19 protein-coding genes and 1 pseudogene are annotated in these 23,141 nt (G+C 72.6%); 5 read left to right on the forward strand and 15 right to left on the reverse strand.

Going from position 1 to position 23,141, the window contains the following annotated elements; genetic code table 11:
* Positions 1-437 precede the first annotated feature (437 nt).
* Positions 438-1,949 carry a MocR-like pyridoxine biosynthesis transcription factor PdxR gene (pdxR, locus tag IE274_RS21690; protein ID WP_190117531.1) on the reverse strand — a complete coding sequence of 504 codons (1,512 nt, stop codon included), beginning with the start codon at positions 1,947-1,949 and terminating at the stop codon, positions 438-440.
* A 47-nt stretch (positions 1,950-1,996) separates the two neighbouring features.
* Here pdxR and IE274_RS21695 point away from each other — a divergent pair, with 47 nt between their 5' ends.
* Both IE274_RS21695 and IE274_RS21700 read left to right on the forward strand, forming a co-directional pair.
* Positions 1,997-2,557, forward strand: a complete 561-nt coding sequence (locus tag IE274_RS21695) for a carboxymuconolactone decarboxylase family protein (RefSeq protein ID WP_190117532.1) — start codon at positions 1,997-1,999, stop codon at positions 2,555-2,557.
* Complete coding sequence (locus tag IE274_RS21700; protein WP_190117533.1) at positions 2,554-3,288, forward strand: isocitrate lyase/PEP mutase family protein; 735 nt, start codon at positions 2,554-2,556, stop codon at positions 3,286-3,288. The genes IE274_RS21695 and IE274_RS21700 overlap by 4 nt, the downstream gene beginning before the upstream one ends.
* A 263-nt stretch (positions 3,289-3,551) precedes the next feature.
* On the opposite strand, the gene IE274_RS21705 is transcribed toward IE274_RS21700, so the two are convergent.
* From IE274_RS21705 to IE274_RS21725, 5 genes are all read right to left on the reverse strand, one after another.
* Positions 3,552-4,517 (reverse strand): ABC transporter substrate-binding protein, encoded by a 966-nt coding sequence (locus tag IE274_RS21705; RefSeq protein ID WP_190117534.1) that lies wholly within the window; start codon positions 4,515-4,517, stop codon positions 3,552-3,554.
* A 2-nt stretch (positions 4,518-4,519) separates the two neighbouring features.
* On the reverse strand, positions 4,520-6,487 hold the full coding sequence (locus tag IE274_RS21710; protein ID WP_190117535.1) for an ABC transporter permease: 1,968 nt from the start codon (positions 6,485-6,487) through the stop codon (positions 4,520-4,522).
* Positions 6,487-7,629, reverse strand: coding sequence for a quaternary amine ABC transporter ATP-binding protein (locus tag IE274_RS21715; protein ID WP_190117536.1), 1,143 nt, complete (start codon positions 7,627-7,629; stop codon positions 6,487-6,489). Before IE274_RS21715 ends, IE274_RS21710 begins: the two co-directional genes overlap by 1 nt.
* Positions 7,626-9,161: a GMC family oxidoreductase gene (locus tag IE274_RS21720; protein WP_190117537.1), complete on the reverse strand. Its 1,536-nt coding sequence runs from the start codon at positions 9,159-9,161 to the stop codon at positions 7,626-7,628. The genes IE274_RS21715 and IE274_RS21720 overlap by 4 nt, the downstream gene beginning before the upstream one ends.
* A gap of 65 nt (positions 9,162-9,226) precedes the next feature.
* The gene (locus IE274_RS21725) at positions 9,227-10,729 is read right to left on the reverse strand and encodes an aldehyde dehydrogenase family protein (RefSeq protein WP_190117538.1); all 1,503 of its coding nucleotides are present in this window, start codon (positions 10,727-10,729) and stop codon (positions 9,227-9,229) included.
* A gap of 194 nt (positions 10,730-10,923) precedes the next feature.
* Between IE274_RS21725 and IE274_RS21730 the strand changes: the two genes are divergently transcribed.
* Positions 10,924-11,730: a LolA-like protein gene (locus tag IE274_RS21730; protein WP_229909715.1), complete on the forward strand. Its 807-nt coding sequence runs from the start codon at positions 10,924-10,926 to the stop codon at positions 11,728-11,730.
* Positions 11,731-11,739: 9 nt separating this feature from the next.
* On the opposite strand, the gene IE274_RS21735 is transcribed toward IE274_RS21730, so the two are convergent.
* Genes IE274_RS21735 through IE274_RS21745 form a run of 3 tightly spaced genes read right to left on the reverse strand, consistent with a single transcriptional unit; the run spans position 11,740 to position 13,481 of the window.
* Entirely contained in the window at positions 11,740-12,252 is a 513-nt protein-coding gene (locus IE274_RS21735; protein ID WP_190117539.1) for a hypothetical protein, read from the reverse strand.
* Between the two features lie 3 nt (positions 12,253-12,255).
* A complete protein-coding gene (locus IE274_RS21740; RefSeq protein ID WP_190117540.1) occupies positions 12,256-12,507 on the reverse strand; it encodes a helix-turn-helix transcriptional regulator in 252 nt (83 codons plus the stop codon).
* 44 nt (positions 12,508-12,551) lie between these two features.
* A complete protein-coding gene (locus tag IE274_RS21745) occupies positions 12,552-13,481 on the reverse strand; it encodes a LysR family transcriptional regulator (protein WP_233103106.1) in 930 nt (309 codons plus the stop codon).
* A gap of 146 nt (positions 13,482-13,627) precedes the next feature.
* Between IE274_RS21745 and IE274_RS21750 the strand changes: the two genes are divergently transcribed.
* Positions 13,628-15,100 carry an MFS transporter gene (locus tag IE274_RS21750; RefSeq protein ID WP_372447083.1) on the forward strand — a complete coding sequence of 491 codons (1,473 nt, stop codon included), beginning with the start codon at positions 13,628-13,630 and terminating at the stop codon, positions 15,098-15,100.
* Positions 15,101-15,106: 6 nt separating this feature from the next.
* Here the strand turns inward: IE274_RS21750 and IE274_RS21755 are convergent, their stop codons facing one another.
* The 5 genes from IE274_RS21755 to IE274_RS21775 all read right to left on the reverse strand — a co-directional run bounded on the left by IE274_RS21755 (position 15,107) and on the right by IE274_RS21775 (position 21,392).
* Positions 15,107-15,901 (reverse strand): serine/threonine kinase C-terminal domain-containing protein, encoded by a 795-nt coding sequence (locus tag IE274_RS21755; RefSeq protein WP_190117542.1) that lies wholly within the window; start codon positions 15,899-15,901, stop codon positions 15,107-15,109.
* 33 nt (positions 15,902-15,934) lie between these two features.
* Positions 15,935-16,324, reverse strand: coding sequence for a hypothetical protein (locus tag IE274_RS21760; RefSeq protein WP_190117543.1), 390 nt, complete (start codon positions 16,322-16,324; stop codon positions 15,935-15,937).
* Between the two features lie 76 nt (positions 16,325-16,400).
* Positions 16,401-18,521: an AbeC-like domain-containing protein gene (locus tag IE274_RS21765; RefSeq protein WP_190117544.1), complete on the reverse strand. Its 2,121-nt coding sequence runs from the start codon at positions 18,519-18,521 to the stop codon at positions 16,401-16,403.
* 161 nt (positions 18,522-18,682) lie between these two features.
* Positions 18,683-19,672 carry a malate dehydrogenase gene (locus IE274_RS21770; protein WP_190117545.1) on the reverse strand — a complete coding sequence of 330 codons (990 nt, stop codon included), beginning with the start codon at positions 19,670-19,672 and terminating at the stop codon, positions 18,683-18,685.
* A gap of 487 nt (positions 19,673-20,159) precedes the next feature.
* Positions 20,160-21,392 carry a helix-turn-helix domain-containing protein gene (locus tag IE274_RS21775; RefSeq protein WP_190117546.1) on the reverse strand — a complete coding sequence of 411 codons (1,233 nt, stop codon included), beginning with the start codon at positions 21,390-21,392 and terminating at the stop codon, positions 20,160-20,162.
* A 412-nt stretch (positions 21,393-21,804) separates the two neighbouring features.
* Here IE274_RS21775 and IE274_RS21780 point away from each other — a divergent pair, with 412 nt between their 5' ends.
* Positions 21,805-22,431 carry a peptidoglycan-binding domain-containing protein gene (locus tag IE274_RS21780; RefSeq protein ID WP_268255580.1) on the forward strand — a complete coding sequence of 209 codons (627 nt, stop codon included), beginning with the start codon at positions 21,805-21,807 and terminating at the stop codon, positions 22,429-22,431.
* A gap of 377 nt (positions 22,432-22,808) precedes the next feature.
* Here the strand turns inward: IE274_RS21780 and IE274_RS40395 are convergent.
* Positions 22,809-23,091 (reverse strand): annotated as a pseudogene (locus IE274_RS40395) (helix-turn-helix domain-containing protein); the annotation flags it as partial.
* Between the last annotated feature and the right edge of the window lie 50 nt (positions 23,092-23,141).

The following is a 23,141-nucleotide window of genomic DNA, read 5'->3' on the forward strand; positions in this document are numbered from 1 at the left end:
TGTCTCTGCTCGGGTACGGCGTCGGGCTCCGACGCGAAGGCGAATTGCGGCAGCGCCGTGGCGACCACCACCGATGCGACCAGGGCGGCTAACGCCCCGCGACAACCAGTTCTCACTGTGCCTACTACCTCTCTGCGCTTCCGAATGTGGGCAGCACGGAGTGCCGCCCCGTGGAATTCCAGGAGCAGTGAACGGAAAACTGGGATGAGTTCTAGACAGGTGCGCGAGGGGCAGTCAACTGCCCGCCGAAGTCGGGTAGTTGCACTCTCATCACGACAAGTGGGGACCCTCACTACGGGCTATGGACAGCCCCTCCGGCGTTTGAGGAGCGGGGGTCCGGGGCAGCGCCCCCAGTTTCGGGAAGGGGCGGGATCGGGCAGCCCCCGGCAAGGCCCGCTCAGCCCGCGCCCGGCGCGGGCCCATCCGTGACGCCGGGTTCAGGGCAACGCCCTGCACAGGGCGTCCAACGCCGCCGCCCACGCATGATCGGGCGGCGTCCCATACCCCACGACCAGCGCATCCCCCAAAGGCGCCCCCGCCAGCGGATGCCGAAACCGCGACACCCCCTGAAGAGCAAGCCGCTGCCAGTGCGCACCCTGGACCACCGTCTGCTCCGAACCCGGCGGGAGCCGCACAACGGCGTGCAGGCCCGCCGCGATCCCGGTCACACGCACGCCCGGCGCCCGATCGGCGAGCGCGGCGACCAACTGGTCCCGGCGGCGCCGGTACCGCAGCCGGGCCGCCCGGACATGCCGGTCATACGCACCGGACACCATGAACTCCGCCAGTGTCACCTGGTCGAACGAGCTGCTGGCGGCCCCGGCCGCGTACTTCAACTCGGCGACTTCGAGGGCGAGTTCGGCGGGCAGCACCATCCACGCCAGCCGAAGGCCGGGGGCCAGGGACTTGCTGGCGGTGCCGAGGTAGACCACCCGGTCGGGGTCGAGCCCCTGCAGCGCGCCGACGGGCTGGCGGTCGTACCGGAACTCGCCGTCGTAGTCGTCCTCAAGGATCAGCCCGTCCGCGCGCCGCGCCCACTCGACGGCCGCCGCCCGCCGATCGGGGTGCAGCGGCACGCCCATCGGGAACTGGTGGGCGGGGGTGAGGAGGACCGCCCGGTGGCCGGCCAACCCCTCGGTGCGGGTGCCGAGTTCGTCGAAGGCGAGCGGGGCGGTACGCAGGCCGCACCGGGCGAGCCGCTCCCAGTGCAGGTCCAGGCCGTACGACTCCACGGCGACGGAGCGCAGCCCGCGCGCGTGGAGCAGCTCGCCGAGGAGGGTGAGGCCGTGGGTGAAGCCGGGGACGACGACGATCCGGTCCGGGTCGGCGTGCACGCCCCGCGCGCGGGCCAGGTAGGCGGCGAGGGCGGTGCGCAGTTCGACGCGGCCGCGCGGATCCTCGTAGCCGAGTACGTCGTTGGGCGCGGCGGCGAGCGCGCGGCGGGCCGCCTTCAGCCACTCCGCGCGCGGGAACGACGCGAGGTCGGGCGTGCCCGCCATCAGGTCGTACAGCGGGGCGCCGCCCGTCCGCTGCGGGCGCGCGGGGGCCACCGGGCGCGGCACCTCGCGCTCGGCGACCCGGGTGCCCGAACCCTGCCGCGCCGTGAGCCAGCCCTCGGCGACCAGGTCCGCGTACGCGTCGGCGACCGTGTTGCGCGCGACGCCCAGGTCCACGGCGAGCGTCCGGGAGGAGGGCAGGCGGGTGCCGGGGGCCAGGCGGCCGCCCCGCACCGCCTCGCGCAGCGCGTCCGTCAGGCTCTTGCGGACACCCGAGCGGGAGCCCGTACCGGAGGCCGCGCCCGCCGCGTCCAGGTGGAGGTCGACGCTCCAGCCGCCGGAGCCGCCGCTGGAGCCGTCGCCGGAATCGCCGCCGGAATCCTTGTCGGCATCCTTGTCGGAAACCTTGTCGGAGCCACCCCCGGCGGCCCGATTGGCCCAGGATTTGTCCATGGGAATGGACCATACCGGTGGGCTAATCGCGGCGTAGCGTCGACACCATGACGACGACGAACACGGCCGAAGCGACGAACCCGACGACCACCGACAGCGACCGCCTCCCCGAGCACCTCCCCCGCCTCGACATGGCCGAGCACGCCCCCGAGGCGTACAAGGCCATGATCCGGTTCGCCGCCGCCGCGAAGAAGGGCGTCGACCCGGTCCTCTTCGAGCTGATCCAGATCCGCGCCTCGCAGATCAACCACTGCGCCTTCTGCCTCGACATGCACACCAAGGACGCGCTCGCCGCGGGCGAGAGCGTCGAGCGGATCATCCAGCTCGGCGCGTGGGAGGAGTCCAGGCACTTCTACACCGCCAAGGAGATCGCGGCGATCGAGCTGACCGAGGCCGTCACCGTCCTCACCGACGGCTTCGTCCCCGACGACGTGTACGCGCGCGCGGCCAAGCACTTCGACGAGTCCGAACTGGCCCATCTGATCGCGGCGATCGCCCTCATCAACAGCTGGAACCGGTTCGGCGTCACCTCCCGCATGGTGCCCGGCCACTACACTCCGGGCTCCACCGCGCACCGCCCCGCCGGCTCGCAGGGAGACCCCAAGTGACCGCCGCAGCCGAGGCGTTCAGCGCCCTGCACCAGGACCGGGCGCCCGCCGATCCGCTCGTCCTGCCCGGGCCCTGGGACGCCGCCAGCGCCCGCGTCTTCGAGGACGCCGGGTTCCCCGCCCTCGCCACGCCCAGCGCGGGCGTCGCGGCCTCCCTCGGGTACGCCGACGGGGCCGTGCCGCCGCGCGAGATGTTCGAGGCCGTCGGGCGCGTCGCCCGTGCCGTGGCCGTGCCGGTCAGCGCGGACGTCGAGGACGGCTACGGGCTGCCCGCACGCACGCTCGTCGGGCGGCTTCTCGACGCCGGGGTCGTGGGGTGCAACCTGGAGGACTCCTGGGGGCGCGAGGGTGCTGCCGCCGGTCCCCTGAAGGACCCCCAGGAACAGGCCGACTACCTCGCCGCCGTCCGGGACGTGGCCGGTCGTGAGCTCTTCATCAACGCTCGCGTGGACACGTACATCCGCGGGGTCGCGGACCTGGACGAGACCTTGCGGCGGGCCCGGCTGTACGTCGAGGCCGGGGCCGACTGCGTCTACGTCATCAAGGCGCCGGTGGACGTGATTCCCGCCCTGCGGGACGGGATCGAGGGGCCCCTCAACTTCGTCTTCATTCCGGGCGGGCCCTCGCCCGAGGGGCTGGGTGAGCTGGGGGCCACTCGGGTCACCTTCGGGCCGGGGTTGTTGTTCCGGGCGATGGAGGCGTTGCGGGGGGTGGCGGCGGAGCTGAGGTAGGGGCCCTGCGGGGCATTCCCCAGTCCCGCCCCTTCCCGAAACCGGGGCTCCGCCCCGGACCCCGCTCCTCAAACTCCCCCACTGCCTCAAGGGCGTGGGTGGTACCCCCAGGGGGCTGGAAAATGTGCCGGTGAGTATCAGCCCGTCGTGGGGGTCCCCCCTGCTCCTCAAGAGCTTGGGGGAGTTTGCGGACGAGGCGCGGAGCGCCGATCAGCGGGGGCCGGGGGCAGCAGCCCCCGGTTACGGCGCCCCCGCGACGGCCACTACTTCGGCAGCCACCCCCGCCACTTCGACTCGTGCGCGTCGATCCACTTCTTCGCCGCGTCCTCGGGCGACATCTTCTTGTCGGCGATCATGAGGGACACCTCGTTCTGATCGGCCTCGGACCACTTGAAGTTCTTCAGGAACTGGGCCGCCTTGCCGCCGTTCTTGGCGAAGTCGGCGTTGAAGTACTTCTGGAGGGGCGTGTGCGGGTAGGCGCACTTGATCTTGGCGGGGTCGGCGTCGCAGCCCTCCTTGTAGGCGGGGAGCTTCACCTCCGTCATGGGGACCTTCTTGAACAGCCACTGGGGCTTGTACCAGTAGGTGAGGAAGGGCTTCTGCTGCTTCGCGAACTGCTCGATCTGCGTGATCTGCGCGGCTTCGGAGCCCGCGAAGACGACCTTGTAGTCGAGGCCGAGGTTCTCGACGAGGGCCTTGTCGTTGGTGACGTAGGACGGGGAGCCGTCCATGAGCTGGCCCTTGCTGCCGCTCTCCGGCGTACGGAAGTCCTTCGCGTACTTGTTGAGGTTCTTCCAGTCGGTGACGTCGGGGTGCTTCTTGACGAAGTAGGTCGGGACGTACCAGCCGATGTGGCCGATCACGCCGACGTCACCGCCGGGGACGATCGTCTTCTTGTCCTTGATGTAGCGCTGTTCCTGGTCCGGGTGGCCCCAGTCCTCCATGATCGCGTCGACGCGGCCCTGGCTGAGGGCGTCCCAGGCGGGGATCTCGTCGATCTGGACCTTGTCGACGCGGTAGCCCAGCTCGTTCTTGAGCAGGTACTCGGCCACGGCGACGTCGGCCTGCGCGCCCACCCAGGACTGCACGGACAGCGTCACGGTCTTGGCGCCCGCCGCGTTCGCGTACGGCGACGCCTGCTTGGACATGTCGGCCTTGCCGCAGCCGGAGAGGGCGACGAGGGCGCCGACTCCGGCCAGCGCGGCGGTCATGCGCGTACGCACTCGCATGGTCACGCTCCCTTCTTCGCGCGGCGTTCCGTCGGCTGCGTGACCCGGTCGAGCATCAGGCCGAGGCAGACGATGGCGACACCGCCCACCAGACCGGTCGCGAGGTCGCCGCGGGCGAGACCGGCGAGCACGTCGTAGCCGAGGCCGCCACCGCCGACCAGACCGCCGATGACGACGACGGCGAGGACGAGGACGACGCCCTGGTTGAGGGCGAGCATCAGCGCGGGGCGGGCCAGCGGAAGCTGGACCTGGCGCAGCTGCTGCCAGCTGGTGGCGCCGAGGGACTGCGCGGACTCCATCGCGGCGGGGCTGACCTGGCGCAGACCCTGCGTGGTGATGCGGATGACGGCGGGCAGCGCGTACACGACGGCCGCGGCGACGGCGGGGGCACGGCCCACGCCGAACAGGGCGACCACCGGGATCAGGTACACGAACTGCGGCATCGTCTGGAAGACGTCGAGGACGGGGCGGAGCAGGGCTTCGAGGCGTCGGCTGCGCGAGGCCGCGATGCCGATCGCGAAGCCCAGGACGACGGTCACGGCCACGCCCGCGAGGACCTGGGAGAGGGTGTCGAGCGACGCGTTCCACACGCCCATGACGCCGATCGCCGCCATCGCGAGGACCGCGGTGAGCGCCGTCTGCCAGGTGCCGATCACCCAGGCGAGGGCCGCCACGATGAGCAGCACCGACCACCACGGGAGGCCCTGCAGGCCGTCGCGGACCGGGTCGAGTACGTACGTGGTGAAGTGCGCCGCCCAGTCCGCCGTACCGCCGACGACGGGCACGCCCGTGTACAGGTGGTCGACCATCCAGTCCTTGGCGGTGTTCACGGGCTCGGCGATCTGCACGACCCAGCTCGTCGGCCACTCCAGGCGGTCCGCGAACCTGGCCGCGAGGGCGCAGGCCAGGGTCACGGCGGCGGCGATCGACCAGCCGCGCCAGCCGTGCAGCGGCGAGTTGTCCTCGGCGTGCGCGCCGAGGCGTTCGCCCGCCGCGCCGGTGACGCGGTCGAGGACGACGGCGAGCAGCACGATCGGGATGCCGGCGGCGAGGGCCTGGCCGACGTCAACCGTGGAGAGTGCCTGGTAGACGCGGTCACCGAGGCCGCCCGCGCCGATCACGGACGCGATGACGGCCATGGAGAGGGCCATCATGATCGTCTGGTTGAGGCCGAGGAGGAGTTCCTTGCGGGCCAGCGGCAGGCGCGCGGACAGCAGGCGCTGGCGGGCGGTCGCGCCGAGGGACGCCACCGCCTCCATCACGCCGCCGTCGGCGCCGCGCAGGCCGAGGGCCGTCAGGCGGGCCATCGGCGGGGCCGAGTACACGACCGTCGCGAGGACGGCCGCGGGCACGCCGATGCCGAAGACGAGCACGACGGGCAGCAGATACGCGAAGGCCGGGAGCACCTGCATGGTGTCGAGGACCGGGCGCATCATGCGGAAGATCCGGTCGTTGAGACCGGCGGCGAGGCCGAGCAGCATGCCGAGGATCACCGACGCGAGCACGGCGACGACCATCAGCGCGAGCGTCTGCATCGTCGGCACCCACATGCCGAGCAGACCGCAGGCGGCGAACGCGGCGGTGGCCAGGGCGGCGAGCTTCAGGCCCGCGACGCGCCAGGCGATGGCACCCGCGGCGACGGTGACGCCCGCCCAGCCCGCGGCGAGCAGCACCAGGTAGACGCCGCGCACGGACAGCACGATGGCATTGGAGATGTGCCCGAAGAAGTACGTGAACAGCCAGTGGCTGTCGCGGTTGTCGATGATCCAGTCGCTGGCCTTGGTGAGCGGCTCGGTCAGGTCGACGGTGAGCGCGTCCGGCCAGGCGCCGGAGGCCCACTTGGCGTTGAGGATCGGTACGGCGACGGCCGCGACGACGGCGAGCAGCAGGAGCTTGACGACGGCGCGGCGCCGCAGCAGGGCGCCGATCCCGGTATCTCGTACCGGGGTTGACGCGGTGGCGGTGGCCATCAGGAAGCCACCTCGCCGGTTACCTCTTTACGTATCGAGGCGCCCGCCTTCGCGGACTGCGCGCCGCCCTTGGGGGTCACGCCCGCGACGACGCCGATCAGCTGCTCGTGGTCGACGACGCCCAGGCAGCGGCCGCCGTCCATCACGCGCGCCGGGAAGCCGGTGCGCGCGACGGCCTCGATGGCCTCGGACACGGTCGCGTCGGGCGCGATCGCCGGGCCCCTGGTGTCCTCGTCCGCGTCGGAGTCGACGGGGCGCATGGCGCTGCGGCAGGTCATGACCTGCTCGCGCGGCACGTCCCGGACGAAGTCGCGGACGTAGTCGTCGGCGGGCGAGCCGACGATCTCCTCGGGCGTGCCGAGCTGGACGACGCGGCCGTCGCGCATGAGGGCGATGCGGTCGCCGAGCTTCAGGGCCTCGCTGAGGTCGTGGGTGATGAAGACCATGGTGCGGCCCTCTTCGCGGTGCAGGCGGACGACCTCTTCCTGCATGTCGCGGCGGATCAGCGGGTCGAGGGCGCTGAACGGCTCGTCGAAGAGCAGCACCTCGGGGTCGGCGGCGAGGGCGCGGGCGAGGCCGACGCGCTGCTGCTGGCCGCCGGAGAGCTGGCCGGGCTTGCGCTGCTCCAGGCCTTCCAGGCCGACCTTCTCGATGACCTTCATGGCCTTCTCGCGGCGCTCGGCGCGGGCGACGCCCTGGATCTCCAGGCCGTAGCCGACGTTGTCGAGGACCGTGCGGTGCGGGAGCAGGCCGAAGTGCTGGAAGACCATGGACGCGCGGTGGCGGCGCAGTTCGCGCAGCCGGTTCTTGTCCATGGCGAGGACGTCCTCGCCGTCGATCTCGACCGATCCTGACGTCGGCTCGATGAGGCGGGTCAGACAGCGCACGAGCGTGGACTTGCCGGAGCCCGACAGGCCCATGACGACGAAGACCTCGCCCTTCTGCACCTCGAAGGACACATCGCGCACGGCGGCGGTGCAGCCGGTGCGCTCGCGCAGTTCGACGGGGTCGAGGCCGGTGAGTTCACCGTTGCCCGGGATGGTCTCGGCCTTGGGGCCGAAGACCTTCCAGAGGTTCTTGACGGCGAAGACGGTGTCCGTGGCCGCGTCGGCGGCGGGGGTGACGGTCGCGGTGTCGCTCATCGGCCGTCACCTCCAAGGATCTCGGCACATTTCTCCCCGACCATGAGCACTCCGATCATCGGATTCACAGCGGGCATCGTCGGGAAGACGGATGCGTCCGCGATACGAATTCCTGCAAGGCCCCGGATCCTCAACTCGGGGTCGACCACCGCGAGTTCATCACCGGAAGCGCCCATTCGGCAGGTTCCCGCCGGGTGGTAGACGGTGTGCGCGGCCTTGCGCACCAGTTCGCCGATCTCGGCGTCGTCGGTGACCTCGGGGCCGGGGAACACCTCGCGCTTGAGCCACTTCTTGAACGGCTCGGCCTGCGCGACCTTCCGCGCCAGCTTGATGCCGTCGACGAGCGTCTGCCCGTCGTAGTCCCCCTCGTCCTCGAAGTACTTGAAGTCCAGGGCGGGCTTCACCTCGGGGTCCGCGGAGGTCAGGTAAAGGCGGCCGCGGGCGCGGGACTTGGGGATGTTCGGCGTCATCGACACACCGTGCTCGGGGCGTTCGTAGCCGAGCCGCTCCGGGTTGTCGGTGAACGGGATCTGGTAGAAGTGGAACATCAGGTCCGGGCCCTTGTGGGCCGGGTCCCGCTTCACGAAGAGACCGGCGTCGGAGTCCATCGCGGAGTTGCCGGGGATCGGCCCGTTGGTCTCCCAGACGATGACCGACTCCGGGTGGTCGATGAGGTTCTCGCCGACGCCCGGCAGGTCGTGGACGACCGGGATGCCGAGGGCTTCGAGGTCCTTCTTCGGCCCGATGCCCGAGAGCATGAGCAGCCGGGGCGTGTCGACGGCCCCGGCGCAGACGAGCACCTCACGGCGGGCGGTGAGCAGCTTCTCCGCGCCGTCCTGCGTGCGGATGTGGACGCCGCGCGCGGTCTTGCCGTCGAGCTCCAGCTTGGTGGCCCAGGTCTCCAGGAACAGGTGGAGGTTCGGGCGGTCACCGGCCTCCATGTGGGGGTGGAGGTAGGCGACGGACGCGGAGGAGCGCTTGTTGTTCTCCGGGTGGTACGCCAGGTCGAAGAAGCCGACGCCCTCGTCGAAGGGCTGGTCGTTGAAGCCGACGACCTCGGGCACGCCGAGCGCGGTCTTCGTCGCCTCGACCCAGTCGGTGGCGATCTGGTTCTGGTCCTTCTTGGCGACGCGTACGACGTTGTTGCGCAGCTTGCCGTAGTAGGGGTCCATCGCCTTGGCGTTCCAGCCGGTGGCCCCGGCCTCCTCCCACTCGTCCCAGTCGGACGGCAGCGGCTTGAAGGAGATCAGGGTGTTGTGCGAGGAGCAGCCGCCGAGGACCTTGGCGCGGCTGTGCAGGATGTGCGAGTTGCCGCGCGGCTGCTCGGTGGTGGTGTAGCCGTAGTCGAGCTCGCCGCCGAGCAGGCCGAGCCAGCGGCGCAGCGTCAGGACGTCGTCCCGGTCGATGTCGCTGGGGCCGCCCTCGATGACGGCGACGGTGACGTCCGGGTTCTCGGTGAGCCGCGACGCGATCACGGAACCGGCGGTGCCGCCGCCGACGATGACGTAGTCGTACTCGTTCGTTTCAGCCATGGGGGAACTGCTCCTCTTCCTGCGAGGTCGTACAAGGTGCTTACGCGTAAGGGGGGACGGGCGGTTCAGCCCGCGAACCACCGGACCGGCTTCGGCGCGAGGTTCTCGTAGACGTGCTTGGCCTCGCGGTACTCGGCGAGTCCGGCCGGGCCCAGCTCGCGGCCGACGCCGCTCTTGCCGAATCCGCCCCACTCGGCCTGCGGCAGGTAGGGGTGGAAGTCGTTGATCCAGATGGTGCCGTGGCGCATCCGGCGGGCCATGCGCCGGGCGCGCCCGGAGTCGGTGGTCCACACGGCGCCCGCGAGCCCGTACTCGGTGTCGTTGGCGAGCGCGACGGCCTCGTCCTCGGTGCGGAAGGTCTCGACGGTCAGGACCGGGCCGAAGACCTCTTCGCGGACGACCTTCATCTCGCGGTGGCACTGGTCGAGCACGGTCGGCTCGTAGAAGTAGCCGGTCGCGGGCCGGGCGTCGGTGGGCTCGGGCCGCTTGCCGCCGGAGCGCAGCACGGCGCCCTCCGCGAGCGCCGAGGCGACGTAGCCCTCGGTCTTCTCTCGCTGCTCCTTGGAGACGAGCGGGCCGCACTCGACGCCGTCCTCGGTGCCCCGGCCGAGCTTGATCTTCTCGGCGCGGCGGGCGAGTTCGGCGACGAAGCGCTCGCGCACCGACTCCTCGATGATGAGGCGGCCACCGGCGGAGCAGACCTGCCCGCTGTGGATGAACGCGGCGTTCAGCGCCTGGTCGACGGCCGTGTCGAAGCCCTCGTCGGTGGCGCAGGCGTCCGCGAAGACGACGTTGGGGTTCTTGCCGCCGAGCTCCAGGGCGACCTTCTTCACGGTCACGGCGGCGGCCTGGGCGACCTTGGTGCCGGAGACGAGGCCGCCGGTGAAGGAGACCAGGTCGACGTCGGGGTGGTCGGCCAGGCGGGCGCCGACGGTGTGGCCGGGGCCGGTGACGATGTTGGCGACGCCCTCGGGGAGACCGGCCTCGACGAGCAGCTCGATGAGCGCGACCGTCGTGAGGGGCGTGATCTCGCTCGGCTTGATGACGAAGCTGTTGCCGGCCGCGAGGGCGGGGGCGATCTTCCAGCTGGCCTGGAGCAGCGGATAGTTCCAGGGCGTGATCATGGAGCAGACGCCGATCGGCTCGTGCACGACGACGCTGTGGATCTCGTCGGACCCGGCGTCGACGACGCGGCCCGCGCCCTCGCCGATCACCAGGTCGGCGAAGTACCGGAAGGCGTCGGCGACGCAGTCGACGTCGATACGGCCCTCTTCGAGGGTCTTGCCCGCGTCCCGGCTCTCCAGGAGGCCGATCTTCTCGCGGTCGCGGACCAGCAGGTCGGCGACGCGGCGCAGCAGCGCGGCGCGCTCGGCGACGGGCGTGGCGGGCCAGGGGCCCTCGTCGAAGGCCGCGCGCGCGGCGGCGATGGCCGCGTCGGCGTCCTCGGTGCCGCCCTCGGCGATGGTCGCGAACGGCTTGGCATCCGCGGGGTCGATGATCTCGCGGGTGGCGCCGGAGACGGCAGCGCGCCACTCTCCCGCCACGTGGATGGTCTGTTGTGCGGACACGTCCCTTTTGCCTTCCGTTCCTGGCACTTTCTGCCGTTTGCCCCACCTGATCACTCGTGGTAGCCGGGAGCACCTGCCCGGGCCCGGGAAAAGCATGCGCATTCGATGGCCGAAAGTGCGCTGTGTCACTGCGCGTGCGGGTACGCGGGGCGAAACGTACGCTCGAAACACTTTCTGTCACCGGAGGTGACGCTATGAGCAAAATGTCTCGTACGCGACTGCGGACCGCGGGTGCGGCCTGCACGGCCGCGGCGCTGGCCCTGCTGGTCCCCGCGTGCTCCGACGACAAGAGCGGCGGCAGCGACAAGGGCGACGACACGGCGGACCTGAGCGCCCAGGAGATCTCGGACAAGGCGAAGCAGGAGCTGCTCGACGCCAAGTCCGTCCACCTCACCCTGACGGACAAGGGCAGCGACGTCGACAAGGACGACCCGGCCGCCATGGACCTCGCGCTCGACCGCGACGGCAACTGCACGGGCACCCTGCGCTTCGGCGCGGGCGGGGGCTCGGCGGAGCTGGTGAAACAGGGCGACAAGGTGTGGATGAAGCCCGACCAGGCGTTCTGGAAGAACCAGGTGCCCGGCGGCCAGGGCGAGGCGGCCGCCGAGCTCTTCGAGGACCGCTACATCCACGGCACCACCAAGGACCCCATGCTCAAGGGCCTGGCCGAGGTCTGCGACCTCAAAGAGCTCCAGGAGAACGTGAACGACGACGCCGGGTCGGACGACGATGACGCCCCGAAGAACCTGCGGAAGGGCCGGGTCACCACCGTCGACGGCACCCGCGTCATCCCGCTGACCAGCAAGGACGACGGCAAGGACAACACCTTGTACGTCGCCGCCGAGGGCAAGCCGTATCTGGTCCGCGCCACCGAGAAGGGCTCCGGCACGGACAAGACGACGACGCTCACCGACTACGACAAGCCGGTGCCGACGAAGACGCCGTCGGCGAAGGACTCGGTGGACGTGTCGAAGCTGGAGCAGGAACTGAAGCAGACGTGACGGGCTCGTCTACTCGTCGGCGTCGGGCTCGTCCCGCGCCGCGAGCCCGGCCACCCACAGCGGCAGCAGCCAGTGCAGCACGAGCGCGCAGACCGCCACCTGGAACACCAGCGCCTTCGCGGCCAGGCCGGAGAACCCGGCGATCCCCGTCACCAGGACCGCCGCGAGCAGCACCCAGCCCATGATCTGGTGCGCCTTGGCCCGCACCCGGTCCCGCTCGGCCCGCTGCCGCTCGTCCAGCGCCCGGGGCCGCAGTTCGAGGAGCCCGCGGGTGGCGCCGTTGATCGCGCCGGTCGCCACGCACCACGGCAGCAGCAGGCCGAGCATCGCCCACCCCGTCCAGGCCAGCTCCCCGACGACCGTGCCGAGCCAGGCCGCGACGAAGGCGGCCGTCAGGACGACGTGGACGCCGACGACGGCCCGCCGACGACCGGCGGTGCGGTAGAGCGGTACGCCCTCGCGCCGGTTCATCAGGGCGAACATCCGCTGGTCGTACCCGCTCAACTGCTCCTGCCGCGCCATGGCTTACTGGTCCCTCCCGTGCCCGTACACCTGATCCGTGAGCGGCTGGAACGGCTCCAGCGAGAACAGCGCCTCGACGGGCAGCCCGAAGTACTCGGCCACCTTCAACGCCAGGTCGAGGCTGGGGTTGTACTGCCCGCGCTCGATGTAGCCGATGGTCTGGTAATGCACGCCCACGGCGGCGGCGAGGGTCTGCCGGGACACCTTCCGCTCGGCACGCACCATCGCCAGCCTGTTGTGAACTTGCTCGCTCATGTATAAGAAGTACTACATTCGCGAGTGGTTCAGCAACAGGTGCCTCACCTCGGCGCCGCGACCAGCTCCCGCACGCAATCCCGCAGCCACGCGTGCGCCGGGTCCGCGTCGTGCCGGGGGTGCCACGCCATGCCGATGCTCAGCGGCGGCAGCTCCAGCGGCACGGGGAAGGTGACCAGGCCGAGGGGGTCCATCAGCGGGCGGGCCCAGGACATGCTCAGGCCGACCAGATCGGTCCGCAGCAGGATGTGGAGCGCGGAGGGGTACGTTCCGACGTTGCCCACGACCCGGCGGCGCAGGCCGGTTTCAGCCAGAACGGTGTCGACGGGACCGGCCATCCGGCCCTTCCGCGAGACCGTCAGATGATCGGCGGCGGCGAACCGCTTCGCCGTCAACTCCCCTTGCAGCAAAGGGTGCCCGGGGCGCACGACGCCGACCATCACATCGTCGAAGAGGTGCTCGACCCGCACCTCGGGCGCGACCGTGTCGATCACGCCGACCTCCAGGTCGGCGATGCCCTCGCGCAACAGCGGCACGTCCAGATGGCTCTCGGACAGGAAGCGGAGGCGGACCCCCGGCGCCTCTTGCGCCGCACGGGCGAACAGGGCGGGCGCGTACGCGGCGGCGAGCGCGTCGTTGCCGACGAGCGTGAGCGTGCGCGTCAGGGCCCGCAGGTCCTGCGCGCCGGGCCCGGCGAACACCGCCCGCGCCCGTTCGAGGACCGCGCCCACCTCCGCCTGCACCGACAGCGCGTACGGCGTCGGCACCATCTGGCGGCCCGCCCGCACCAGGACCGGATCGCCGAGCGCCTTGCGGACCCGGCCGAGCGTGCGGCTCATCGCGGGCTCCGACAGATGCAGTCGGCGGGCGGCACCGCCCACGCTGCGCTCGTCGAGCAGCACGTCGAGCGCGAGCAGCAGGTTCAGGTCGAGTCCGGCACCGTCGGCCGGACGCTCCACTTGCGTCACACGCAATCATTCCTTGCATAACTTGCACTGGAAAGCAGGTACCGGGCGAGCCTACGGTGGCCGTACATCCCACGCCACACCGCTCCCGAGGAGGAGCCTTGCCTTCGCCTGCCCAGGTCCCGGTCCCCGCCCCGCCGTCCGCACCCGGCCCGGTGGCCGCACCCGCGCCCCCGGCCGTCCTGAAGCGGTCGGTCCTGATCGTCCTGTGCGCCTGCGTGACGGTCGCGCAGAGCATGGTCGCCGCCATCAACCTGCTGATCCCGCAGCTCGGTTCGTCCGGCCTCGACCCGTCCGCGAGCGAGGTCCTGTGGACCGTCGACGCGTACGTCATCGTGTTCGCGGGCCTGCTCATCCCGGCGGGCGCGCTCGGCGACCTCCCCCACAGCTTGAGGCGTGGGGGGACCCCCATCGGCCACAAGGGCGCGCTGCTCGCCGGGCTCGGCCTGTTCGTCGCGGGCGCCACGGTCAGCGCGCTCGCCGTCTCGCCCGCCCTGCTCATCGCCGGACGCGGTGTCTCCGGCGCCGGGGCCGCCCTGATCATGCCCGCGACCATGTCGATCCTGATGCGCGTGGCGCCGCCCGAGCAGCGGCCCCGCGCCCTCGCCTCCTGGACCCTCGCGATGGGCCTCGGCGGCTTCGTCGGGAACGCGGGCGGCGGCCTCGTGGGTGAATACCTGTCGTGGCGCGCCCTGTTCTGGATCGCGGTGCCGCTCGGCGCGCTGCTCGCCCTCGCCGTGGCCCGCACCACCCCCCGCACCGACCACTCCGCGGGCACACCCGCCGCGCCGTCCCTCGACCCGCGCGGCACCCTCCTGCTCACGACGGGCCTGGTCGCCGTCCTCTTCGGCGTCATCGAGAGCCCCCTGTACGGCTGGGGCGCGCCCCGCATCCTGTGCGCCTTCGCCGCCGGAGCCCTGCTGCTCGCCGCGTTCGTCGCGCACGCGCTGCGCTCGCGCGCCCCGCTGTTCGACCCGCGCGTCTTCCGCTCGGCCCGCCTCACCGCGGCGACCCTCGGCTCGGCGGCCGCCTTCTTCGGCCTGTTCGCGCTCTTCTACGTCAACTCGCAGTACCTGCAGTACGTGAAGGGGTACGGGGCCGCGCGCGCCGGGTTCGCCATCGTGCCGCTGACGGTCGGCATGGCGCTGGTGCCGCGGCTCGCGGCACGCTGGTCGGCCTCGCCCCGGCCGGTGGTGGGCGGCGGGCTGCTGCTCATCGGCGCGGGGCTGCTCGGCGTGTCCATGGCGGACGCCGGCACGCCCTACGCGGCGTACGTCTGCTGGCTGCTCGTCATCTCGGCGGGCACGGGCCTGTGCATGCCCGCCCTGACCCTGGGCGTGGTCTCCTCCCTGCCCCCGCACCAGGCGGGCCTCGGCTCCGGCCTCGGTACCTCCGCCCGCGAGATCGGCGCGGCCCTCGGCGTCGCCGTCTCCGGCACGGTCCTCGCGTCCCACACCGGCACCGGCCACACGGGCGGCGCGGCGGACTTCACGTCGGGGATGGCGGCGGCGCTGCGGGTGGTCGGCGTGGTGGTGATCGTCGCGGCGGGGGTGGTGGCGGCGGGGCTCGGGCCGCGGCTGGCTCCGGACGGTGCGGCGGACCGGACCGGGCCCGGCTCCCGGCGGTGACGCGGCTCAGTCCGCGGCGGGGTCCGTGCAGTAAGTGAGCGGCGGGCAGAACCACTTCAGGGCCGTGGCCACGAGTTCCCGCTCGTCCTGTCTGCCGTCCGCGTCGGCCCCGTACGCCGTCAGCGCGTACAGCTTGCCGTCGTTCGCCTCGAAGCGGTGGTCGACCACGTACCAGGTGCCGACGTCCGGCTCGTCGGTGATCCGGTCGGTGAGGTAGGTGAGCCGGGCGGCGGGGCCCGGCCCGTTGGCGGGGCGGGTCAGGGACAGCTGCTTGAAACCGGCGTTCTTCGTCACCTTCGTGTCGTCGAGGAAGCTCCGCAGCGACGCGTACGGCGTCGGCTCGCCCACCTCGTAGAACTGCAGCCGCCGCGTGCTGTCGGGGCTGCGGTAGTTGAGGATGGTGGCGCCGTTCAGGCCGTCGTTGCGGGCGCGGGTCCAGCCGCGCGGGACGGCGAGGCGGAAGCCCTTCACCGGGTCGACGACCTTCTCGTACGCGGGCGGCGGACCGCCCGCCGAGGACGGCGGCGCGGTGTCCCCCTCGCCCTCGGCACCCGCGCCCGTGCCCTGGTCCGTGCCGGGGCCCTGCGTGGGCAGCCGCTCCGTCAGGTACACCGTCGGCTCCGGCTCGTCCTTCCAGCCCAGCGCCCAGGTGCCGAAGGCGAGCCCGCACGCCGCGAGCACCGCGACGGCGCCGCGCCGGGCGGTCCGCTGCCGCGCCGCGTCCCGCTCGTGGAGCGCCACGAGCTCCTGCTCCCGCTCCCGGCCGACCCACTCCTGCCGGTCCCTGTCGTAGCTCCGCACCACCGGCCGCCCTCCTTCCGCACGTGTCCGCGCTCAGCCCAGGACCTGGGCGAGGGCCTGCAGGACAGCCGTGACGGCGGCGGCCGTCGCGGTCGCGGGCGCGTAGTCGGCGAGCCGGTCGCGCAGCCGGGTCAGCGGCCCGCTGCCGCCGCGCCCGTTCCGGGAGATGTCGTCCGCCACCTCGTCGAGGGCGGCGGCCACCTCCTGGTCCTCGGCCGAGTGCCCGTCGTCGCCCAGCTCGCGGCGCAGCGTGCGGACGGTGCTGAGGAGGCGGTTGTGGGCCTGGTCGGCAACCACGGTCGTGACGTTGGTGGACTCGGCTGTGCCGTGGGCGCCGAAGGCCTGGGAGCCGCCGTTGATCGCGTGGATGGTGACGTGGGCGCCGCCGCCGTCCGCGCCGCTCTGGGGCTTGTCGTCGGTCATGGGTGATCCTTCCGTGGGCAGTTCGGGGACGTGGTGGTCGTCGGGGACGTGGTCGTGGGCGTCGTGCGGGCGGCGCTCACGCGGGGGTCTTCTCCGTGTGCGCGGCCTGGCCGTGCGTGCCGGTGGCGAGGGCGCCGCCGGACATCTCCTTGATGTAGACCCCGCTGTTGTTGATCTGCGTGATGTGCTGCTCCAGCCGGTCCGTGCGGTAGCCGCCGAGGCGCAGCGCGTCGCGGACGCCCTCGCCGATGCGGTCCTGGAGGGTGCGGGTGTAGCGGGCGACGTCCATCTCCTGGAACAGCGAGAGGCTGTCGGTGGCGGCGAGTTGGCGCAGGGAGACCGCCGGGGCGTCGGGGGCGCGGCCGGTGTCCGCGGCGAGGAAGCGGGAGGCGGTGGCACGAAGGAGACGGATGAGGCGGGTGCGGCGGAGGGGGGATCGGACGCTTTTCGCGTGGGTGGCGTGGGTGGCGGGCGTGGCTTTCGCCGCGTGGGCGGTGTGGGTCGCGGGCGCGGCGTGCGCCCTGTGCGTCCCCTGCGGCGGCTGCGTCCCCTGCGTCCCGCGTGCCTCACGCGTCTCGGATGCCTTGTACGTCTCGTACGCCTCGTGCCCCTCACTCATCTCGTCCGTCGCGGGCATCGTCAGCCACAGCCGCAGCGCCGTGCCGAGAGACGGGAGCCAGCGCAGGGCCGTGATGCCGAGGGCGACGGAGAGGGCGGGCGCGGCGACGCAGGCGCGGAGGGCGTCGCGCAGGGGGCCGCCGGGTTCGCTCGCCACCAGGGCGTCGACCCGGCGGAACTCGGGCGCGATGGGCCCGAGGACGTGCGGCACGACTTCGAGGACGAGCATGCCGCCCTGGGTGTGCACCCGGACCAGGAGCGAGACGACGACCTGTTCGTTCCAGGCGCCGACGCGGATGCGCAGGAAGTGCCGCCGGGCCTCGCCGCCCTCGCCCGCCGCCTCGGCGAGGTGGCGCGCGGCCTGCTCCTCGTCGTACACGACCGCCGTCCTCGTACCGTCGCCGGTGTACAGCTCCTCGTCCCGGCCCGGGCCCGCGGGCAGATAGACGAACTCCTCGATCTCCAGCTGCCGCAGCCGGTCCCGGCTGGTGGCGGCGGCCGACCTGCGCAGGGCCCGCAGCCGGGGCCCGATCATCGTGATGATGTCCCGCGCGGTGAGCGCGTCGGGGGCGCCCTGCCGGGGCACGGCGCCGTTCGGCCCGGCCGCCGGGTCGGCCGACTCGGCTTCGGCGCGCTGGAGTTCGAGCACGACGGACCAGGGCTTGCGGGGCGTTCCGGCGCCGACGAAGGGGCGGTTGACGTCGTACAGGGTGAGGGAGGCGTCCTGCTCGCGGCGGACGCAGCGCTCGATGCGGCGGTACCAGGCGGGCAGCCGGGGCTGCGGCGTCTCGGCGAAGGTCTGCCGGGCGAGTCGCCCGCGCAGCGTCCGGTCGCGCAGGAACTGGTGGCGCCAGACCACGGCCGCGATCAGCAGCGGGAAGATCACGGGGTACGGACTGTCGGCGACCCCGAAGAGCGCGGCACCGCCGTACGCGACCGCGCACGACCAGGCCGTGTACGTGAGGAGCCACCCGAAGCGGCGCCGCAGCCACACCAGCGGCGCGGGCAGCGGCACCGGCCGCAGCGGCTCCCCGACACCCGTGTCCCGGCCCGCGACGACGCGCGCGCACCACAGCAGCAGGACGACGACGGCGTACGCGAGGGCCCAGCCGCCCGGCACCATGCCGCCGAGGGCCGCGCCGCCCGGCTCCGCCTCGGCGGCGCCCGCCGCTTCGGTCCCGAACGGCAGCCAGGCGATGTCGCCCGCGGACAGACCCGAGTCGCCGCCGGAGCGGTCCGCCACGGCGTCCCAGAGCATGACGGCGTCCGTGGCCAGGAACGCGGCCCAGACCGCGAGCAGCAGCAGCGCGGTGCGCAGCTCGTCGCGCCGGGCGCGCAGGGCGTGCGCGAGGACCGGCAACACGTCGGCGCCCAGCGGCGGCGCGACCGGGCGCTCGGCGTGGCCGACCAGTTCCTCGACGACGCGTCTGCGGAACGCGGCGTTGACGTGGGCGCCCGCGCAGAGCAGCCGGGTGGCCTCGGTGTGCGCGTGGCCGCGGCGCGGGCGGCGGCAGGAGTGGCGCGGGGGCCGGGGCTCGGGGCCGGGCTCGGGTCCCCGTCGGTGCGGGTCGGCTTGCATGCCGCGCAAGTTAGACGGGGCGGGGGGCAAGTGTCAGGGGAATGGGACAGCTGTCCCCCGAAAGAATACACAGCAGACAAAAGCCCCCGGTGGCCGCGGTGAGCGGCCGCCGGGGGCTTGGGTCAGGCTTCGCCGGGCCGGGAAACAGCCCGGCCGCGGGATCAGATGAGGCCGAGGCCGCGGACCGCCTCGCGCTCCTCCTCGAGCTCCTTGACGGAGGCGTCGATGCGGGCGCGGGAGAACTCGTTGATGTCCAGGCCCTGGACGATCTCGTACTTGCCGTCCTTGGTGGTGACGGGGAAGGAGGAGATGAGGCCCTCCGGCACGCCGTACGAACCGTCCGACGGAATGCCCATGGACGTCCAGTCACCGGCGGCCGTGCCGTTCACCCACGTGTGCACGTGGTCGATGGCGGCGTTCGCGGCCGAGGCGGCCGAGGACGCGCCACGGGCCTCGATGATCGCGGCGCCGCGCTTGGCGACGGTCGGGATGAAGGTGTCGGCGAGCCAGGCCTCGTCGTTCACGACCTCGGCGGCGTTCTTGCCCGCGATCTCCGCGTGGAAGACGTCCGGGTACTGGGTCGCCGAGTGGTTGCCCCAGATGGTCAGGCGCTTGATGTCGGAAACCGGGGCGCCGGTCTTCTTCGACAGCTGCGACAGGGCGCGGTTGTGGTCGAGGCGCGTCATCGCGGTGAAGCGCTCCGCCGGTACGTCCGGGGCGGCGGCCTGGGCGATCAGGGCGTTGGTGTTGGCCGGGTTGCCGACGACGAGGACCTTGATGTCGTCCGCGGCGTGGTCGTTGATGGCCTTGCCCTGCGGCTTGAAGATGCCGCCGTTGGCCTCCAGGAGGTCGCCGCGCTCCATGCCCTTCGTGCGCGGGCGGGCGCCCACGAGGAGGGCGACGTTGGCACCGGCGAAGGCGACGTTCGGGTCGTCGCTGATCTCGATGCCGTTCAGCAGCGGGAAGGCGCAGTCGTCGAGCTCCATGGCGGTGCCCTCGGCGGCCTTCAGGGCGGGCGTGATCTCCAGGAGGCGCAGGTTGACCGGCACGTCCGGGCCCAGCAGGTGGCCGGAGGCGATGCGGAACAGCAGCGCGTAGCCGATCTGGCCGGCCGCGCCGGTGACGGTGACATTCACGGGAGTGCGGGTCATGGCGATCTCCGTAAGACAGCTGGCGGTGGGGGTCCCTGCCCCTATGTGCTGGATCCCCACCGACGCCCTCGATGATCGATCTCTTGGCATCAAGAGAGATCCGGGCGCCAGGTTATCGCGCCGTCGCCCGCCGGGGGCGTCGGGGCCGTGTGGGCCGCCCCACAGCCTCCGGCCCCTGGGCCTTGGCCGGGTCCCCGCCCGCGCCGGGGGGCGGTTGCCGCGGCCCGGGCGTGGGTGCCGGGTGCCCCGGGCGTGGGTGACGGCCGCCACCTCGGGAGAGGAGATGTGGCGGCCGTCTGGGGGTGTGACCACTCCCGTGGGGGTACGGTGCGTCTGCCCTCCGGAGGGCGGGGCATTCCTCTCCGGTGCGGGCAGTTTCCAGCCCCGCCTCGGCGCGGCGGACAGCCCCCACCCGTCCGCCCGTTCAGCCCCGGCACGGGCCTCCGCGCAGCCGCGGGATGGGCGCGCCGACGCCGGTGGTCAAGGGCTACTTCGTGCAGGCCGTCCGGCCCGCCTTGAGCGTGGCGCACGCCTTCGCCGCCGCCGCGTTCTTCACCGCCACCATCGGCGTGTACGCGTCGAGGTCGCCGTTGACGGTCCCGCTCTGCCCGGCGGCGGACCCGGACCCGGTGATGGTGACCTTGTCCCCGGGCGCGGCCTGGGTGATCCGCGCCCACGCGGCCCCGCAGGTCTTGCTGTACCGCACCTCGACGAGGGTCTTCGTCCCGACGGTCACCCGGGACGTCGTCCGCGCGAACTCGCCCCCGCACCCCATGTTCTCGGGATCCTTGCCGGCGCAGTCCGTCCCGGCGCACTCGACCCCGGCGGGCAGATCCGCCGTGGACGTGGTCGGCGAGACGGACGGCCCGGCCTTCCCGCCGCCCCCGTCGTCGTCCTTGCCGATGTCCGTGAGGAACACCGCCGCCGCGATGACGACGAGCGCCCCCACGATCCCCGCGAGGAACATCGTGAGCTTCCGCTTGCGCCGCTGCCCGTCGGGCGACTTCCCGTCGGCCCCCGGCCCGGCCACGGACCCGCGCTCCCCGCCCGCGTACCCGGGCGCGACCGACGACGTGGCGGCCAGGGACCCGGGCGGCGCCGAAGCCTCGTACGAACGCGACGAAGGCGTGGCGGGCGCCTGGGCCTGCGCCGAAGCACCCGCGGTACCGGCGGCGGGCACGGCAGGCGCCTGCGCCCCGTACCGCACCCGATCCGCCTCCCGCCCCACGGGCGGCACCGTCGGCGACACCCCGGCGGGCCCCGCGACCCCGGTCACGGCCCCGACACCGCCCCCGCGCGCCTTGCCCGAGCCGCCGTGCTCCTGCTCCTTCGGCGCCCGCGGCGACTTCGTCTCCTTGGAGCTGACCGGCGGATTCGTCGCCAGTTCGCCGAGCGCGGCGCGCGCCTGGGAGATGCGGATGGCCTGCATCGTCATGTCGTGCCGCATCTCGGAGCGGCTCCAGGCACGCTCCGCGAGCTCCCACATGGTGATGAGGTGCACCGGCGGCGTGCCGGTGACTTCGGCGAGCGCGACGATCGCGCCCTTGGGGGCGAGCAGCCGCCCGTTCAGATAGCGCTCCCACGACGTCTTGCTGTAGCCGGTCCGGTCCGAGACCGCGGCGATGCTCAGGCCGCTGCGGTCGACCAGCCTGCGCAGCTGGTTCGCGAACTCCCTGACCTGCGGATCGAGCTCATCCGGTAGCGCCTTCCAACGAGGCATTGCTCCCCCTATTCCCCCCGTACGTGCCTGACTGCCCCCGCGCTTCATACCTCTGCTCCGGACCTCCGGCGGGCCGCACACGGCTCGCTCGCCCCGGTCCTGAACTACCCAGAGGGATGCGCGGAGCCAGGATGTCAGTTCCCGGAATGGGAGTGCGCGGGAGCATTTGGGACAGAGTGTGCCCCGTCGCACGCCCCCGGTCCACGGCCCAGTGTCCCACCGTCGCCCCAGTCCACGATGCGGAACCCCAGCTCCCGGACCGGGACGTCCCAGAACCGTCCCGAATGCGGTGGATGGCCCTTTTGCGGGGCGCTCCGGTGCCGAAGCATCGAACACGGCACCGCTGCGCCACAGCGGCGGGATGCCGTGATCGAACCACTAGAACCACCAGTTCCACCAGGGGGGAACCACCATGCACCACCGCACGATCACCGGAACCGGTGACGGCACCACGACCGACACCACCACCGCTCCCGGCACCACCGCTCCCGGCACCCGTACCGGCATCCGGCGCCCGAACCGGCTCCTCGCCGCCGCCGTCGCCGTGACCGCCACCGCCGGTCTCGCCCTCGCCGCCACCGCCCCGCTCGCCCAGGCCGCGGGGCCGCACGTCATCGACGGCACCGGCGACGCGTACAACGACTGGGGCGACGAGGGCACCCTCTCCCGGCAGAGCCACGCGCACAGCAACGCCACCTGGCTGTGGCAGAGCGTCCTGTACGCGGACGGCGCCAAGTGGCGCGACGGCAACGGCGTGCGGCACCCCTTCACCAAGTCGGACATCGACGGCCACTACGGCTGGAAGACCGCGTCCGCGACCAAGTGGTGGCAGTCCCACGAGGGCCTGGAGGACATCGACGGCATCGTCGGCAAGGAGACCTTCGGCACGGCCGACAACTTCCTCAGCGGCCCGCAGGCGGACGGCAGGGTCGACTACACGGGCTATGTGCGCCAGATCGGCTTCAAGCGGATCGCCGGTACGTACTACGTGAGGATCGCCGGTCAGTGGCAGAAGGCCGCGTACAACCGCCTCGGCTGACATTCAACCGCCCGGGACCGCGGTGCTGTCGCGGCCGCGCCCCCACCCCCGCCCCGGGGGCCGTCACTCCGTGGCGGTCCCCGGGGCCCGGCGCGTGCCGAGCGGCTCGGACACGCTCGCCCCGGGTTGCAGCGACGGCCCCTCGTCCGCCCCGCCGCGCACCCCCGCCACCTGCGTGACGATCCACAGCAGGCTCACCAGCAGGAGCGCGATCACCGCGAGCGCGGAGCAGGCGACCAGCCGCCAGGAGGGGGCGGGGCGCCGAACGACACGGACCGGGGCCACCGGTGGTGTGTCGGCCGGGGACGGCGCGGGCGCCCCGGCCGTACGCCCCCCGGGCGCCGGCACCTCAGCCGCCCCCGCCCCGGACACCTCCCCCGCACGCGGCCACACCTTCACCGCCAGCTCCCACCCGGCCAGGGGCCGGGCCCCGTCCACCCCCGCGACCCGGCACAGCGCGAGCACGGCCTCCCGGGGCGGGGGCTGCTGGGCGTTGAGGTAGCGCTGCCAGGAGGACTTGCTGTACGCGGTTCTGGAGCCGAGCGCGACGAGGCTGAGCCCGGTGTGGTCCTTCAACCGCCGCAACTGCTCGACGAGATGGCGTACTTCGGGCGGCAGCCCATCCGGAAGCGGCTGCCAGGCGCCCGCGCGCGTCCCCATGGTGCACCCCCAGCGCGACCCGGTCCGACCGACTGATGACGGCGACGCAG

This window comes from Streptomyces flavofungini, from assembly GCF_014650815.1.
Classification (GTDB): domain Bacteria; phylum Actinomycetota; class Actinomycetes; order Streptomycetales; family Streptomycetaceae; genus Streptomyces; species Streptomyces flavofungini.

What these genes read in the sequence shown, in the direction of transcription:
- IE274_RS21740 (WP_190117540.1), bottom strand. Translation starts at nt 12,507, where the DNA reads ATGAGCGAGCAAGTTCACAACAGGCTGGCGATGGTGCGTGCCGAGCGG.
- IE274_RS21710 (WP_190117535.1), bottom strand. Translation starts at nt 6,487, where the DNA reads ATGGCCACCGCCACCGCGTCAACCCCGGTACGAGATACCGGGATCGGC.
- IE274_RS21695 (WP_190117532.1), top strand. Translation starts at nt 1,997, where the DNA reads ATGACGACGACGAACACGGCCGAAGCGACGAACCCGACGACCACCGAC.
- pdxR (WP_190117531.1), bottom strand. Translation starts at nt 1,949, where the DNA reads ATGGACAAATCCTGGGCCAATCGGGCCGCCGGGGGTGGCTCCGACAAG.
- IE274_RS21760 (WP_190117543.1), bottom strand. Translation starts at nt 16,324, where the DNA reads ATGACCGACGACAAGCCCCAGAGCGGCGCGGACGGCGGCGGCGCCCAC.
- IE274_RS21735 (WP_190117539.1), bottom strand. Translation starts at nt 12,252, where the DNA reads ATGGCGCGGCAGGAGCAGTTGAGCGGGTACGACCAGCGGATGTTCGCC.
- IE274_RS21730 (WP_229909715.1), top strand. Translation starts at nt 10,924, where the DNA reads ATGAGCAAAATGTCTCGTACGCGACTGCGGACCGCGGGTGCGGCCTGC.
- IE274_RS21780 (WP_268255580.1), top strand. Translation starts at nt 21,805, where the DNA reads ATGCACCACCGCACGATCACCGGAACCGGTGACGGCACCACGACCGAC.
- IE274_RS21770 (WP_190117545.1), bottom strand. Translation starts at nt 19,672, where the DNA reads ATGACCCGCACTCCCGTGAATGTCACCGTCACCGGCGCGGCCGGCCAG.
- IE274_RS21775 (WP_190117546.1), bottom strand. Translation starts at nt 21,392, where the DNA reads ATGCCTCGTTGGAAGGCGCTACCGGATGAGCTCGATCCGCAGGTCAGG.
- IE274_RS21765 (WP_190117544.1), bottom strand. Translation starts at nt 18,521, where the DNA reads ATGCAAGCCGACCCGCACCGACGGGGACCCGAGCCCGGCCCCGAGCCC.
- IE274_RS21720 (WP_190117537.1), bottom strand. Translation starts at nt 9,161, where the DNA reads ATGGCTGAAACGAACGAGTACGACTACGTCATCGTCGGCGGCGGCACC.
- IE274_RS21705 (WP_190117534.1), bottom strand. Translation starts at nt 4,517, where the DNA reads ATGCGAGTGCGTACGCGCATGACCGCCGCGCTGGCCGGAGTCGGCGCC.
- IE274_RS21715 (WP_190117536.1), bottom strand. Translation starts at nt 7,629, where the DNA reads ATGAGCGACACCGCGACCGTCACCCCCGCCGCCGACGCGGCCACGGAC.